We start from the raw sequence: 16,159 nt of genomic DNA on the forward strand, positions 1-16,159 counted from the left end.
GAACTCGCGGAAACTCTGGCGTGGTGGCTCAAAAAGCCCCCGACGCGCATGAGTACCGTGGGTTTCTGGATGAGCGTCCCGGACACCCATTTGGGACCACTGATGAGGGTAATAACTGTGCTTGAAGCCTACCGCAAACATATCGAAGAGCGTGCAGCACTGGGTATCGTTCCCCAGCCGCTTAACGCCGAACAAACCGCAGGCCTGATCGAGCTGCTGAAGAATCCTCCGGCTGGCGAAGAAGCTTTCCTCGTTGACCTGATCACCAATCGCGTTCCGCCTGGAGTCGACGAAGCCGCCTACGTGAAGGCCGGTTTCCTGTCCGCCCTGGCCAAAGGCGAAGCCCAATCCCCTCTGCTGGACAAGAAGCGCGCCGTTGAATTGCTCGGCACCATGCAGGGCGGCTACAACATCGTGACCCTGGTGGACCTGCTGGACGACGCCGAATTGGCGCCAGTCGCCGCCGAAGAACTCAAGCACACCCTGTTGATGTTCGACGCTTTCCACGACGTGGCTGAAAAGGCCCGCAATGGCAACGTTCACGCCAAGGGCGTGCTGCAATCCTGGGCCGACGGCGAGTGGTTCAAGAACCGCCCGGTTCTGGCCGACAAGATCAGCCTGCGCGTGTTCAAGGTTACCGGCGAAACCAACACCGACGACCTCTCCCCGGCTCCTGACGCCTGGTCCCGCCCGGACATCCCACTGCACGCCCTGGCCATGCTGAAAATGGCCCGTGACGGTATCGTGCCGGATGAGCAAGGCAAGACCGGTCCGATGAAGCAGATCGAAGAGATGCGCGGCCAGGGCTTCCCGATCGCCTACGTCGGTGACGTGGTCGGTACCGGTTCGTCGCGTAAATCAGCCACCAACTCGGTGCTGTGGTTCTTCGGTGACGACGTGCCTTACGTGCCGAACAAGCGCGCCGGTGGTTTCTGCTTCGGCAGCAAGATCGCGCCGATTTTCTACAACACCATGGAAGACGCCGGCGCCCTGCCGATCGAATTCGATGTGTCCAACATGCACATGGGCGACGTGATCGACCTGTACCCGCATGCTGGCAAAGTCTGCAAGCACGGCACCGATGAAGTCCTGACCACCTTCGAAATGAAGACCCCGGTCCTGTTGGACGAAGTACGTGCCGGCGGCCGTATCCCGCTGATCATCGGCCGTGGCCTGACCGAAAAGGCACGTGCCGAGCTGGGCCTGCCCGCTTCGGACCTGTTCAAGAAGCCTGAAGCCCCGGCTGAAAGCACCAAGGGTTTCACCCTGGCGCAGAAAATGGTCGGCAAGGCCTGCGGCGTGACCGGCGTTCGTCCGGGCACCTACTGCGAGCCGAAGATGACCACCGTCGGCTCCCAGGACACCACTGGCCCGATGACCCGTGACGAATTGAAAGACCTGGCGTGCCTGGGCTTCTCGACCGATCTGGTGATGCAGTCCTTCTGCCACACCGCGGCCTATCCAAAGCCGATCGACGTGACCACCCACCACACCCTGCCTGACTTCATCATGACCCGTGGCGGCGTATCCCTGCGTCCAGGCGACGGCATCATCCACAGCTGGCTGAACCGCATGCTGCTGCCGGACACCGTCGGCACCGGTGGTGACTCCCACACCCGTTTCCCGATCGGTATCTCGTTCCCGGCCGGTTCCGGCCTGGTGGCGTTCGCCGCCGCCACTGGCGTCATGCCGCTGGACATGCCGGAATCGATCCTGGTTCGCTTCAAGGGCAAGCTGCAACCGGGCGTCACCCTGCGTGACCTGGTACACGCCATCCCTTACTACGCGATCCAGAAAGGTCTGTTGACCGTCGAGAAGAAAGGCAAGAAGAACGCCTTCTCCGGCCGCATCCTGGAAATCGAAGGCCTGGAAACCCTGACCGTCGAGCAAGCGTTCGAACTGTCCGACGCCTCGGCCGAACGTTCGGCTGCCGGTTGCACCATCAAGCTGTCCAAGGAATCGATTGCCGAATACCTGCAATCGAACATCACCCTGCTGCGCTGGATGATCGGCGAAGGCTACGGCGATGCCCGCACCCTGGAGCGTCGTGCCCAGGCGATGGAAGCCTGGCTGGCCAACCCGGAACTGCTGGAAGCCGACAAGGACGCCGAATACGCCGAAGTCATCGAGATCGACCTGGCCGACGTCAAGGAGCCTGTGCTCTGCGCGCCGAACGACCCGGACGATGCCCGCCTGCTCTCCAGCGTCGCTGGGCAGAAGATCGACGAAGTGTTCATCGGTTCGTGCATGACCAACATCGGCCACTTCCGCGCTGCCGGTAAGTTGCTGGAACAGGTCAAGGGTCAGTTGCCAACCCGTCTGTGGCTCTCGCCGCCGACCAAGATGGACGCTCACCAGCTCACCGAAGAAGGCTACTACGGCATCTACGGCAAGGCCGGTGCCCGGATGGAAATGCCAGGCTGCTCGCTGTGCATGGGTAACCAGGCACGCGTGGAACCGAACTCCACCGTGGTGTCGACTTCGACCCGTAACTTCCCGAACCGTCTGGGCGACGGCGCGAATGTCTACCTGGCTTCGGCCGAACTGGCATCCGTGGCGTCCATCCTGGGTCGCCTGCCGACTGTCGAGGAGTACATGGAATACGCCGGCAAGATCGACAGCATGGCAGCGGACGTGTACCGCTACCTGAGCTTCGACCAGATCGCCGAGTTCCGTGAAGCGGCTGCCAATGCCAACATCCCGGTCGTTCAAGCCTAAGGCTTCAACGCTCGACTGAAAACGCCGCCCCTCTTGCGAGGGGCGGCGTTTTTTTATGCCTGTCATTTCGATGCAAACTGACCTACCGCTATCGCGAGCAGGCTCGCTCCCACAGGGGATCTGTGCCTGACGCTGCTTCTATGAACACCTCGAAAAACTGTGGGAGCGAGCCTGCTCGCGATAGCGGTGGATCAGTCGACATCAATACTGCTTACCCGACGCCATCGCGAGCAAGCTCGCTCCCACAAGGATCGGCTCAGGCTGTCAGGGAATAGACCAGCGCGGTGATTGCCACCACCCCTACCAGCGTCACGAACACATTGGACGCCTGGCCGCGGTAACGGGCCATGGCCGGGACTTTCTGGATGGCGTACATCGGCATCAGGAACAGGATCGCCGCGATCACCGGGCCGCCCAGGGTTTCGATCATGCCCAGGATGCTGGGGTTAAGGGTGGCGACGATCCAGCACACCACCAGCATGAACGCCGCCGTCAGACGGTCCAGGGTCTTGGGCGCCGGACGACGACCGCTCTTGACGATCAGCCCCTTGAAGCCTTCGCTGGCGCCAATGTAATGCCCTAGGAAGGATTTGGAGATCGCCACGAACGCAATCAGTGGCGCGGCAAAAGCGATGGTCGGATTACTAAAGTGGTTGGCCAGGTACGACAGGATCGACAGATTCTGCGCCTTGGCCTCGGCCAGTTGCGACGGGGAAAGCGTCAAAACACAACTGAACACAAAGAACAGCACCATCACCACCATCAGCACATGGGCGCGCGACAGGATCTGCGAACTGCGCACCTCGGCGTTATCACCATGGCGACGCTTCTGATCCACCGCAAACGCCGAGATGATCGGCGAATGGTTGAACGAGAACACCATCACCGGAATCGCCAACCACAAAGTATGAAGCAGTGCCGAAGGTTCAGGCAGTGTGGACGCAGTGGTCAGGATGCCACCGTTCCAGTGCGGGATCAGAAACACCGCCAGGAACAGCAACGCTACGATAAACGGATAGACCATCAAGCTCATGGCCTTGACGATTGCCTGCTCGCCGCATCGCACCACTGCCAGCAAACCCAGGATCAACACCAGCGACAGCACCACCCGAGGTGGCGGCTGGATATGCAATTGATGCGCAAGGAAACTGCCCACCGTATTGGTCAGCGCCACGCTGTAGATCAGCAGGATCGGAAAAATCGCAAAGAAGTACAGCAACGTGATCAGTGCACCGGCCTTGATACCGAAATGCTCCTCCACCACCTCAGTGATGTCCGCGCCGTCACGGCCGGACAACACGAAACGGGTCAGCCCCCGGTGGGCGTAGAACGTCATGGGAAACGCCAGCAACGCCAGGATCAACAGCGGCCAGAAACCGCCGAGGCCGGCGTTGATGGGTAAAAACAAAGTACCTGCACCGATGGCGGTGCCAAACAGGCCCAGCATCCAGGTGGTGTCATGGCGTCCCCATTGGCTGAGCGTCGTTGGGGCGGTCGTTTCAAAGCGTTCGTCGACGCCAGTGGCCTGATCATTCATCCGGTCGGATCTCCGTATTCCGGTCACATGCACCCGGCCGGGACGAGTCAGAAAACCCCGACAGGCAGCGCCCTGGCCGAAACAGGGGCGCGATTGTCCGGGATTAACGAGCAGAAGCAAAGACTTAGCTGAGGAGTGGTCGTGAAGGCGGCGCATCTGCCGCAAATAATGCTGGGGAATGAAGCCGCCGGCCTATCGCCGTTTTGCGCCAGCTCCTACACTCAGAACAGATGAAACAACTGCCCGCGCACGCTAAGCCATAATGCACAAAACCCTGTGGGAGCGAGCCTGCTCGCGATAGCGATGGATCAGCCAGCCTTGGTATTGCCTGAGACACCGCTATCGCCAGCAGGCTCGCTCCCAGCAGGGTTTCGTCAGTCCTATAGCCCACAGGAGCACAGCATGACCGCAACCGTTCTTGTCCTGGTTGAAACCGTCAACGAATACCTGCCGATTCTTGAGCGTCAGGGTTATCACTTGGAGTTGGCGCCAACGCCTGCCGAGCGCAAGACGGCGATATACGAACATGGAGAACGGTTCAGCGCGGTACTGACCCGCGGTCCCCTGGGTCTGACGGCCGAAGAAATTGCCGCCCTGCCCAACCTGAAAATCATCTGCGTGATCGGCGCCGGCTACGAACAGGTCGACCTGCAGGCTGCCCACCAGCGCGGCGTGGTGGTGACCAATGGCGCCGGGGTCAACGCGTCGTCGGTAGCCGATCATGCCATGGCGCTGTTACTGGCGTTGGTGCGCGACATCCCCTATTGCGATGCCGCCCTGCGCCGGGGCGAATGGCCCAGGAGTGCGCGCCCTTCCCTGGCCGGTAAACGGCTGGGGGTGCTGGGCCTTGGCGCGGTGGGCATGGCGATCGCCAAGCGGGCCGCTCTGGGCTTTGACATGAGTGTCAGCTATCACAATCGCCGGGTACGCACTGACGTGCCCTACACCTTCTGCGCCACGCCCGCGGAGCTGGCGCGGGTCTCGGACTTCCTGATCGTCGCCACGCCAGGCGGCCTGGATACCCGGCAGTTGATCAACAAGCAGGCCCTCGATGCCCTTGGGCCAAAAGGGTTTCTGGTGAATGTCGCCCGGGCCAGTGTGGTGGCTACCGACGACCTGATCAGCGCCCTGGAGCAGCGACGAATCGCCGGCGCGGCCCTGGATGTGTTCGATCACGAGCCCGAGGTGCCGCAAGCGCTGAAAAACCTGCCCAACGTCGTCCTCACACCCCACGTGGCGGGCCTGTCACCGGAAGCAACCCGCGCGATGGTGGAGCTGGTGGGCCAGAATCTGACCGCGTTCTTTTCCGGCAAACCGGTGCTGACGCCGGTGCGCTTGCCCGACTAGGAGCGTTAGAGAACGCCCAGTAGCGTCCACAGGCGCCTGGATTCGGCATCGGCACTGATCAGTTCGCCCAGCAGCTCGCTCAACGGTTTATTGCCCCACTCCACGCCGCGCCGGATCAAATAGGGCACCGGGCTGTGGGGTTCGGTGCGAGCCAGGTAACCGGCGATGACCAGTAACTGGCGATAGGCTTCTTCGCGGCTGGCCGGCTCCTGAAAAACCTGGGCGACAGCGGCGCCCGTCTGCGCCGGGACGGTTTGTGGCGTCACCGGCGGTGGTGCTTGCGCCGGCACGACGCTGGGTTGCTGTGGGTTCATCGCAATGAACTCCTCTATCAATGTCAGCAAGGCCTGCATCACGTCCTGCAGGGCGGTATAGCCCGGGGCCTGATCGCCCAGGTAGGCATCACTCCAGCCTTGGAGCCGTTGCAGGTGCTGCAGACTCAGCATCAGGCTGCCTTGGCGATGCAGCCAGAACGACAATGGCGTGGTGCGAATCAGTTCGCTGAGTTTTTTCTGGTCGTTGCGCGCCGCTTCTGCCGAGGCCTTGGCGTTTTTACTGTCGTTGACCAACACCTGCTGGCGCTGCAAGCGTTGCCAGTCGGCTAGGCAGAACCCGTCGAAATCAGGGTCTCGGCCATCGAACAAGGGCACCCGTGTCAGTAACACTTCGCTGTAGCGACGGGCCAGCCACTCCAGCGGAATCACCCGCCACGACGGGTCACCGTCATCGGCCCGGGGATACAGCTGCTCGGGGTAACGCTCACACAGACCCGCCACCAACGCCAGGCTGCCCGGCAATCCTTCCAGCCCCGTCAAGTGCAGCCAGGCCTCCCCCAGCCAGGCGCTGATCATCAAATCCTTGCTGCGCTCGAGCAACAGCGCAGTGGCAAGTTTTTCCAGTTCCGGCCATTGGGCGCGCTTGATCGACGATTGCCACACACCCGTGGGCAGGCTGGTGTCGTCCTCCCGGCGCAACTGGCGCAACTGGTCGAACTCCGGTTCGTAGCGCAGATCCTGGCCACAGGGCGATTCGGCGCTGATCGGCTCAAGCAACCGCGGGATGAGTTCGGGCAACGGGGATATCGGCAAGCTCACAAACCCTCCTCGCGGGTGGCAATGGCGGGGCTCGATGAGCTCGCCATGAAAGGTGAACGGGGTGCCTGGGTCGGCAGCGGCGGGATCGACAGCGGCAGCTTCGAACCCTGGCTCATCAGCGACAGACGCAGGAACATCAAGGTCTGTTGCGCCGTGGTCGCCTGGGTCTGGGCCGTCACGGGCAGTTGCAAGGTCAGTGGGAAGTCGGTGTAGTCGGCATTCGGCTGGCGCTGGCTCGACACCAGTGAACGCATCAGGCGCAACAACGACCACGGCCCCTGATACTCCCAGCCGGCTTCCAGGTCGCGCACCACCAGGTCGGGTTGCAAGGGGTCGTTGGCCGGACGCTGGTAACCGTTGCGGGCCCAACGCAAGGTCAAACTCACCGGCTGGCCGACCATCCAGCGCAGGTTCTGTCCGGTTTCACCAGGGTAACTGATTTGTTGATTGCCGGCGTTGAGCCCCCAGGCGATCACCTGATCCGCGCCGCGTTCCTGCTCACGATCGGTTCGCCAGCGCACGTCCATTTCCACGCCGAGCAGACCGCTCTTGTCCCGCACGAACAGCGGCCCGAGCCAGGCACCGGCCTGTTTCAAACGGTTGAGAAAATCCTCCGCCGCCAGTCGCTCCGGCGTCCGGCTCAGCGCCAGCCCGGCCTGCGCCTGGGGCAGCCGCGTGTCGATCAGCTCCAGCAGGCGTTGGACCCGCGCCGGGTCGGCGTCGCTGGCCCGTACATCCTGGGAAAACGGAAAGCGCCCGGCCAGGTACTGATTGAAGTAATCGGCCAGATCATTCCAGGCCATCGCCGCCTGGTTCTGTTGCAGATACAAGCACCGTTGCAAGGCGCTTTGTTGCAGGGTAACGGTGCGCACGGCCAGGTCGCCACGCCCGCCGGGCAAGCTGGACGTTTGCAGAATCTGCGCGCAGGACGTGGTGTCCATTTCGATAAAATCACGGCTTACCAACTGCTCCAGTTGGGCAGCCGCACTCGCCGGGTTCTGGTTTTTATATTTGAGCAGTTCGTCATTGAGTGCCATGAACCGGCTGACTTGATCGTGCTCCAGAGCCGACAGATTGTCCTGCTGGACAATCAGCCATTCCAGCGCGGGCATGCGTTGCTCGGCGATTTGCAGCATGGCGCCGAACTGCTGGTTCAGGCTCAGCTTCAAGTCCTGAGGATCAGTGGCACCGTACAACTGCAAACCGAAGTTCTTCGAGCCGTCCCAGCGCTGGATATCGGTGCGTTGAGTAAACAGTGGCTGGGCGTCGATTTCGTTCAGGCCGCTCTGGATCTGCGCCAACGCACGTCGGTTGAGCAGGCGCTGAAAACGAATCGCCAGATCGCTGCGCTTCACATCCATGAAGGCTTTTTGCAGGGCAACGGCCTGGGAGGTCTGCACATTGAAACTCATGCCCGGTAGCGGTTGCTCGCTTTCATCCAGACTCAGCCACATGGCCCGCGCCGCCGCGCTTTCAGCGGCCTCCATCAGCGCCCCCCGATAATCCGGCGGGATGCGCGGCAGCTCTTCATTGGCGTAGCTCTGGTAGCTGGCGAAGTAGTTCAGGGCAACGCTGAAATCGTCGCTGTCACCCCGGCCCATCGCGTCGACGCTACTGTCCGACGGTGCCTTTTGCATGGCCAACGCCACGAAGTCACGCTTGAACAGCGCTTGCACCGCGTCGTCCAGAGCCGTGACATGCCCCTGCAGCACCAGCAAACCGCTGCCCTGCTGGACCAACAGATTGTCCCTGGAACCGGTCTGGACGATCCATTGGTCGCGAAAGCTCTGCTGCAGTTTTGCCGCCTGGCTCTCCAGATCCTGCTCAAGATCCGGCCCCAGCAGCGTGCTGTGGCCCACCTTGTCCAGCAACTGGGTGTAACCGGGCACCAGGTCCTGCCCCTTGCCTCGGCCCCAGGCCGAGTTGGTCAGGCTGACGAGCCTCTGCAGGTCATCGACCAACGCCATCAACTCTTCAAGTTCACTCAAGGAATTGCCACCGCCGGCCTCAAGCCGTTGCAGATGCCGCTTCAGGTAACCGGCCTGGCGCACGAAGTTGTCCGCCAGGAAATACTGATCCAGCCAGCGCTGCATCAGGCCCATGAAGTTATCGGCGATCAGCGGACGCGCAGCGTTCAGGTCCAGGCCTTTCAGATCGGTATTCTGGGCATCGAACAGCACCCGATTGTAGAAGCGTGCCCGACTCAAGGTTCCGGTATTGAGGTTCAGCGACAGGGCGTTATTGCTCAGTTGCACCAGTTCGTCCAACGGCGCCTTGGGGTTGTTCACTGCCTGGCTGAACATCTGATTGTGCTGTTCCAGACGCACCGCCCGTTCCACCAGATCCTTGGCCTTCACATAACTTTGCCATTGCGCCGGGTCTTCGCTTTCCACGTTGCCGCGCCGCTCGGTATTGCGTATGCCCTTGAGCTGTTCGAGGTCCCAGGCCAGCAGATCACGCAACGGCAATATCCAATGATGGCGGGCGGTCATGCGCAACCCGTTGTCCAGTTGTGCGTCCACACCGGAGAACCATGAAGTTGGAAAAACCACCGAGACGAAACGCCAGCGTGGGGCCTTTTCCAGCACGTTCCAGTAGTTCTGCACGTTCTGTCGGGTCGGTTCCAGTTGCGGTTTGTCGGGATCGACCACCACATGGTTTTTGTGCGCACTGAGGATCAACCGCGACAACCCCTGGGCTTGCTCGACAGAATCGTGCCAGACCCAGACCATGCTCCCCAGCCAGACCACCCCGACCACCAGCGCCACTCCACCGGCCAGTCGATGCCAGCGCTGGCGCAAACGCAACAGGCGCGGCACCGGTTGGGCCAGGCCTCGCTCGGCCACCAGCCGGCGTGACCACAATTGCCGGGCGAACACCGTTTGACGCAACACACTGTCGCTGGCGGTCAACCCATCGCCAGTGACGGCCGGTGCCTGGCTGGCGGTGAAATACACGCCACGAAAACGTGGTGCCTCGCCTTGCGCATTGCCCTGGAAAACCGGTTCCAGCAGCAGTTGCATGGCGCGCCGCAACCCTTCGAAACGCTCCGGCAACCCATACAGATCGCTGCTCAACTGCCCCGACAGCGCGCCGATCTCGATGATCGACTGGGACAATGCGGCGTTGACCTGATCCAGCGCCTGATCGCTCCATTGCGATTGCCATGCTGCATCGGGCGAATATGGCGACGACCAGCCCAGCGTCGATTCCCGAGCCTGGGCGGGCAAGGCGCTGACCAGTTCCTGGAACCCCGGCAGTTCTTCCATCCCGGTGATCACCACGTACACCGGCAAGCTCAGACCGAACCGTTGCAAGAGGTCGATGAAACAGCGCCGGACCTTGAGACTCAGCTCGGTCGTCTGTTCGAGGTCATCGAGCTTGCCGAACGGCACAGTCCAGATCACCGCATCCAGTGGCCGTCTGCTGCGCAGGCGCAGAATCAGTCCCAACAGGCGCCACCAGTTGCCCCGCTGCATGTTCATGCCCTCATCGGGCAAAAACAGCGCCTGGGGCACCACCAGCACCGCGCCTTCGGCATCCGACCACCAGCGCCCGAACCACGCCGCCTTGTCTGTCGGCTGCAAACGCCACTGGGCGCACAACTGCGTGCCATCGAACTCGTTGCCCAGCATCAGCAACCAGGGCATCTGGTAGCGGTCCCGAGTGCCTTGCTCCTGTTCCATGTGACGCACCGCCCCATAGAAGCTGCGGATGGCCGCGCCGCCCTGGGTGCGCAGCCACCAGATCGCCGCCGCAATCAGCAGCACCGCAACCATCACCAGCAACACCAGGGCGACGATGCTCAAGAGGCTCATGAGTCCTGCTCCTGAACCACCGACTCGTTCAGTTGCAGCACCGGCTCAAGCTCCGACCGGATGTCACGCCAGAACACCTGTCCCAACCCGCTCAGAAACAACACCATCGCCAGGATCACCAGGCCCAGGCGCAACCCGTCCGGTAACGACTGCTGGGCCGGGACACGTACCGGCATGGCCGCCGCAGGCAGCGCCAGGCGCTCGCTGACGTCGATATAATCGGGCTCGTGCTGCCAGGCGAACGTGAACAGCGCCAGACGCCATTTTTCGTGCTGGACCTGACCGGGCTCGCCACGCAATCGGCCCTGAAAACCAAGAATCAGGCACTGCAGGTACACGTTGGCCAGGTCCCGGGTGCCGGGCATCTGTTCATCCAGCAATTTCTTGATGGCGGCCGGCAACCGTTCGCCGGCCTGGCGGCTGGAGTACATGCGCGACTCGAGGGGATGCTGCTGCCAGGCCAGTTGTCCCGGCCATGGGGTGAACAGCAAGGTCTCGTCCACCAGCGCCACGAACGCATAGACCAGCGCCTTGACCTGCTCGGTCGCCGCATCGCCCACGGTGGCGAAGGCCACCCGCCACAACCGCTGGGCACTGCGCCCGGAGAACTCCACCACCCGGCTGACCAATACCGCGGGATCACTGTCCTTGGGCAAGTCCTGCCACTCCTGGGACCACTTCAGCCAAGCCTGACGAAACGCACTGCTCAGCGGTGCCTCATGCAGACTCCGAACCGCCCCGCCACTTCCGTCAGGCATACGACTCCCCTTTACGATCAGGCGCTTTCACCGGCTTGCGCGACAAACAACACCACTTGCCACGGACTGCTGGCCTGATGCGAGGCCGGCGCTACGATGTGCAACGGCAATTGCCCATCGAACCATTGCCCACTGGCGGCCACCACGAACAGCCGGGTGTCGTCCCCCACGCTGTAGGCCACTTGCTCGTTGCGACTCATGGCCTGATGGGGCAGACCGCTCATGCGCTGGCGACTCAACAACGGGATGTGCGGCGCCGACGCGATGATCGCCCCGCGCAACCACTCGGCCGCCGCCTGCTCACTGGCGCCGTTGGGCATGCGCAGGCCGATCACCAGGCGCTGGTTCGGCTGGTCATCGGGCAACTGGATCGAGAACACCTGGTCATCGCGCTCGAAGGCCAGGCTGCGATAGCCGGCGCGAACCAGCTCCAGGGTGTTTTCCAGCCAGTCCAGCAACGGTTCATAGCCGCGTTGCAACTCAAGAAAATCCAATGGCGCGAAGGCCGGGACACCGGCCAGCGGATCGAGCGCCGACCAGCTACCGGCCAACCCCAACAACAGGCCATGCAATGTCTGAGGCGTCGCCACTCGGGTGTTCAGCGCGCCTTCGACTTCCGGCAATCGCGCCCATAACGCAGTCAATTGACGGCGAATCTCCATTGCATCGTCCTGGTTACCGGCCGCCTGGGCCTGACGCAGGCGCCCGGCCAGGAACAGGCACTTCTCCCGTGCCCTGGCACACAACCCGGCCACTCGCCGACCAAGAATCGATTCCGGCAACAGGATCGGCGTCGGCGGTGTGTAGGGCACTCGCAGAAATCCTCCGCCTTCCTTGCGGATGCGCAACAGTGGCAGGCAGATCGAGTCGGCCTTGCTCAGTTGCGTGCACAGCCGAGGGTTCGGCCGCCACACCGTGATGGACTCGGGGAACTCGCCACTGGTGAGGTCCGGCAAGGCGTCACCCACGACCGATTGCAGGCGTCCCTTGAGCGGCAGCAATTGCCCGGCGCGCCAGAGCGGGCTGATGGCAAGGTACACGGTCACCGTCGCGTCGTCGGTCTTGTTCACCGCCTCGGTGATGTCCAGCTCCAGGGTCGGCCCGACCCCGGCTTGCACGTTGACCGGCAACCCGTCCGGCAAGGTGCCCTGCAGTTGCAACAGCCGAACCTGGCCAGCGCTGAGAGCTGAAGGGTCGACTTCCAACTGGCTGACACCCCAGAACCATGGGTTGCAGGCGCCGGCAAAATGCGCGGCCAGGGCCTCGGCGCGCAGCCCTTGCAATTGGAAGTGCTGGGGCAGCAACTGCATCCCCTCGTGCCAGCAAACCGCGTCAGGTAACAGACTCATACGACTCCCTTCGACATCCCAATGACGCCGCCCCAGGGCGGCACGCGGTCACTCAAGGCTGACTGGCAAGTTGGCCATCGTTCACCAGGGTCATCTCACGACTTTCGAACTTCAGCCAGGCCTTGCGCTGATCGTCCAGCCGAAGCCGGTGGGCTCCGGGAGTGTTATAGCTGGCGAAGACCAAAAGTCCAGCGGCGCGCCGGCCCTCCAGCGGGAAGGGTTGGCGGTCGATGAATTGCCCCGGCACCAGCTCCAGGCCCCACACAGACATGAGTTGACGATAGTCGCGCTGGAACTGTTCGCGCTCGGCGAACCACTGGCGGGCGGTGATGCCTGACAGCTGCTTGAGCAGATCCGGGTCGTTCACGGCGACAAAATCCACCGCGATGGGGGTGTCGTCATTGGCTCGCGGCGCGACATCCAGGGTCAGGCTGTCCAGGTCCACGCTGGGGGCAAAGAGCGAGCAACCGGTGAGCGCGAGGCTCAAAAAAAATCCGGAAAAAAAGACACGCAAAATGAATCTTCCTTTTCTCAGCGGTCAAAAATTGTTTTTGCTTGCTTTTTTATAGACCTGTTCTAGCGTCTTGGGTAGTTCGACGCACACAGTCGAATGCACCAGGTTCGTCAAGGGAATGACAGGTCTACTGCCCTCCATTTGCAACCTGCGGATCAGCAAGGGAATGCGATGAGCGGGCCCCCCGATGCATTGCTTCCTACATGCATCGGAGTCGGCCGCCATGGCAGAAAGTACCCAGCACAAGCTCGACAGAGTCCGTCCCCCCCGCGTCCAGATCACCTATGACGTGGAAATCGGCAATGCCATCGAAAAGAAAGAATTGCCACTGGTGGTCGGCATTCTGGCCGACCTCTCGGGCAAACCACTGGACCCACTGCCCAAGCTCAACGAGCGGCGTTTCACGGAAATCGATCGCGACAATTTCAACGAGGTACTCGCCTCCATCTCGCCTCGCGCCACCCTTCAGGTGAACAACACCCTCAGCGCTGACGACAGCAAGCTCAACATCGAACTCAACTTCCGCCACATCGACGACTTCGACCCGGTCAAGGTCGTAGAACAGGTCACGCCCCTGCGCCGATTGTTCGAAGCGCGCCAGCGCCTGCGCGACCTGCTGACCAAACTTGACGGCAACGACGACCTGGACAAGCTGCTGCGCGACGTGATCGCCAACACCGAAGGCCTGCAAGAGATCAAGTCAGCCCGCCCTCAGGATGCGCAAGACCTGCCGACCGAAGCCGCCAACGATGACCCAGCCCCGGCCGAACCACAGGCCTGATCGCGCTCATCACTCAAGGGAGATAAAGCCATGCCTGCTTCATCCAGCGCTCAAACCAGCGAGAGCACGACCCAGACCCTGTCCCTGCTGGACAAGATCATCGCCGAAGGCCGCATGGCCCACGACGACAGCCAGCAGGACTACGCCCGCGACATGCTGGCTGAATTCGCCACCCAGGTCCTCGACGAAGGCATGGCCATCGACAAGGACACCGTGGCCATGATCAACGACCGCATCAGCCAGATCGATCAGTTGATCAGCGCCCAGCTCAACGAAGTGCTGCACCACCCCGAGCTGCAAAAACTCGAAGCCTCCTGGCGCGGCCTGCACCTGCTGGTGCAAAACACCGAAACCAGCACGCGGCTTAAATTGCGCTTGCTCAACGTGACCCAGAAAGAACTGCAGAACGATCTGGAAAAAGCCGTCGAGTTTGACCAGAGCGCGCTGTTCAAGAAGATCTACGAGGAAGAATACGGCACCTTCGGCGGGCATCCGTTCAGCCTGCTGGTGGGCGACTACACGTTTGGTCGCCATCCCCAGGACATCGGCTTGCTGGAAAAACTGTCGAACGTCGCCGCCGCCGCGCACGCACCGTTCATTGCCGCCGCCAGTCCCCGGTTGTTCGACATGACCAGCTTCACCGAACTGGCCGTGCCCCGTGACCTGTCGAAGATTTTCGAAAGCCAGGAGCTGATCAAGTGGCGCTCGTTCCGCGAAAGCGAAGACTCGCGTTACGTGTCCCTGGTGCTGCCGCACTTTCTGCTGCGCCTGCCCTACGGTCCGGACACCCTGCCGGTGGAAGGCATCAACTACGTCGAGGACGTCAACGGCACCGACCACAGCAAATACCTGTGGGGCAACGCCGCCTGGGCACTGTCGCAACGCATCACCGAAGCCTTCGCCAAATATGGCTGGTGTGCGGCGATTCGCGGGGCCGAAGGCGGTGGCGCGGTAGAAGGCCTGCCGGCCCATACCTTTCGCACCAGCTCAGGCGACCTGTCGCTCAAATGCCCGACCGAAGTGGCGATCACCGACCGTCGCGAAAAAGAACTCAACGACCTGGGCTTCATTTCCCTGTGTCACAAGAAAAACAGTGACGTGGCAGTGTTCTTCGGCGGCCAGACCACCAACAAGGCCAAGCTCTACAACACCAACGAGGCCAACGCCAACGCGCGAATCTCGGCGATGTTGCCGTATGTGCTCGCCGCCTCGCGTTTCGCCCATTACCTGAAGGTCATCATGCGCGACAAGGTCGGCAGCTTCATGACCCGCGACAACGTGCAGACCTACCTCAATAACTGGATCGCCGACTACGTGCTGATCAACGACAACGCGCCGCAAGAGATCAAGGCGCAGTACCCGTTGCGCGAGGCGCGGGTGGACGTCACGGAAGTGGCGGGCAAGCCGGGGGCCTACAAGGCCACGGTGTTCCTGCGCCCGCACTTCCAGCTTGAGGAACTGACCGCCTCGATCCGCCTGGTGGCGACCCTGCCGCCGCCGGTAGCTGCCTGACGGTTGAAACCTGTGGCGAGGACGCTGTTGTGGCGAGGGGATTTATCCCCGCTGGGGCGCTAAGCGGCCCTGAATACCAGCAACCCGGTGTGTCAGGCAGATTGAGTTGACTGCTTGGAGGGCTGCTGCGCAGCCCAGCGGGGATAAATCCCCTCGCCACAGGTTCGGCGTTCGTTTTTAACGGTATCGGGCACTACCTCACTTGTCTTCTTCAGGAGTTCCACACAATGGATGCGATCATTCTCGACCTCGGCGGTGACATCAAGGGCGACAGCCTGCTCGAGGGCTTCACCGACAAAATCGAAGTCATGTCCTACAGCCACAACGTGGCGATGCAAGTCACCAACGACGTCAGCAACTCGGAACGCACCTCCGGCAGGCCCCATATCGGCGAATTCACCCTGACCAAATTCGTCGACAGTTCTACCCCCACCCTCAACGAATATTGCTGCGCCGGTAAACCGATCCCCGAAGCCATCATCACCATCGGCCGCAACGCCGCCGAAGGCAGCGGCCAGATCATGCCGTTCATCGTCTACACCCTAACCAACGTCGTGCTGTCCAACGTCAGCGTCAGTGGCGGTACGGGCGGCAAACCGGTGGAAACCTTGTCGCTGAACTTCACCAAGATCAAATGGGAACTCACCGCGCAGAAAGACGACGGCACCAAGGAAGGCACGGCGGGCACGACGTGGGACCTGGCGGCCAACAAGATGACCAAGTAAGGACGC

At 61.9% G+C, this 16,159-nt stretch carries 11 protein-coding genes; 5 read left to right on the plus strand and 6 right to left on the minus strand.

Annotated features, from left to right (window positions below; all coding sequences use genetic code 11):
• The first annotated feature begins 117 nt into the window (after positions 1-117).
• Entirely contained in the window at positions 118-2,718 is a 2,601-nt protein-coding gene (gene acnB, locus BM132_RS05435) for a bifunctional aconitate hydratase 2/2-methylisocitrate dehydratase (protein ID WP_092396851.1), read from the plus strand.
• Between the two features lie 256 nt (positions 2,719-2,974).
• On the opposite strand, the gene BM132_RS05440 is transcribed toward acnB, so the two are convergent.
• Positions 2,975-4,255: a serine/threonine transporter gene (locus tag BM132_RS05440; RefSeq protein WP_092453851.1), complete on the minus strand. Its 1,281-nt coding sequence runs from the start codon at positions 4,253-4,255 to the stop codon at positions 2,975-2,977.
• Positions 4,256-4,657: 402 nt separating this feature from the next.
• On the opposite strand from BM132_RS05440, the gene BM132_RS05445 reads away from it, so the two are divergent.
• Entirely contained in the window at positions 4,658-5,602 is a 945-nt protein-coding gene (locus BM132_RS05445; protein WP_092453853.1) for a 2-hydroxyacid dehydrogenase, read from the plus strand.
• A 5-nt stretch (positions 5,603-5,607) separates the two neighbouring features.
• On the opposite strand, the gene tssA is transcribed toward BM132_RS05445, so the two are convergent.
• From tssA to BM132_RS05470, 5 genes are read right to left on the minus strand one after another with little or no spacing between them, the layout of a single operon-like run.
• Positions 5,608-6,696, minus strand: a complete 1,089-nt coding sequence (gene tssA / locus BM132_RS05450) for a type VI secretion system protein TssA (protein ID WP_092453855.1) — start codon at positions 6,694-6,696, stop codon at positions 5,608-5,610.
• Positions 6,693-10,514 carry a type VI secretion system protein gene (locus BM132_RS05455; RefSeq protein ID WP_092453857.1) on the minus strand — a complete coding sequence of 1,274 codons (3,822 nt, stop codon included), beginning with the start codon at positions 10,512-10,514 and terminating at the stop codon, positions 6,693-6,695. Before BM132_RS05455 ends, tssA begins: the two co-directional genes overlap by 4 nt.
• On the minus strand, positions 10,511-11,272 hold the full coding sequence (locus BM132_RS05460; RefSeq protein ID WP_092453859.1) for a DotU family type IV/VI secretion system protein: 762 nt from the start codon (positions 11,270-11,272) through the stop codon (positions 10,511-10,513). Before BM132_RS05460 ends, BM132_RS05455 begins: the two co-directional genes overlap by 4 nt.
• Positions 11,273-11,289: 17 nt before the next feature.
• Positions 11,290-12,621 (minus strand): type VI secretion system baseplate subunit TssK, encoded by a 1,332-nt coding sequence (tssK, locus tag BM132_RS05465; RefSeq protein ID WP_092453861.1) that lies wholly within the window; start codon positions 12,619-12,621, stop codon positions 11,290-11,292.
• A gap of 52 nt (positions 12,622-12,673) precedes the next feature.
• A complete protein-coding gene (locus tag BM132_RS05470) occupies positions 12,674-13,135 on the minus strand; it encodes a type VI secretion protein (RefSeq protein ID WP_092453863.1) in 462 nt (153 codons plus the stop codon).
• Positions 13,136-13,358: 223 nt separating this feature from the next.
• Here BM132_RS05470 and tssB point away from each other — a divergent pair, with 223 nt between their 5' ends.
• From tssB to BM132_RS05490, 3 genes are all read left to right on the plus strand, one after another.
• Complete coding sequence (gene tssB, locus BM132_RS05480) at positions 13,359-13,916, plus strand: type VI secretion system contractile sheath small subunit (protein ID WP_092453867.1); 558 nt, start codon at positions 13,359-13,361, stop codon at positions 13,914-13,916.
• Between the two features lie 30 nt (positions 13,917-13,946).
• The gene (gene tssC, locus BM132_RS05485) at positions 13,947-15,428 is read left to right on the plus strand and encodes a type VI secretion system contractile sheath large subunit (protein WP_053145385.1); all 1,482 of its coding nucleotides are present in this window, start codon (positions 13,947-13,949) and stop codon (positions 15,426-15,428) included.
• 227 nt (positions 15,429-15,655) lie between these two features.
• Positions 15,656-16,153, plus strand: a complete 498-nt coding sequence (locus BM132_RS05490) for an Hcp family type VI secretion system effector (RefSeq protein WP_047225736.1) — start codon at positions 15,656-15,658, stop codon at positions 16,151-16,153.
• Positions 16,154-16,159 lie beyond the last annotated feature (6 nt).

The sequence above is a fragment of the Pseudomonas sp. NFACC45 genome, from assembly GCF_900113505.1.
GTDB classification, from domain to species: Bacteria; Pseudomonadota; Gammaproteobacteria; order Pseudomonadales; family Pseudomonadaceae; genus Aquipseudomonas; species Aquipseudomonas tehranensis.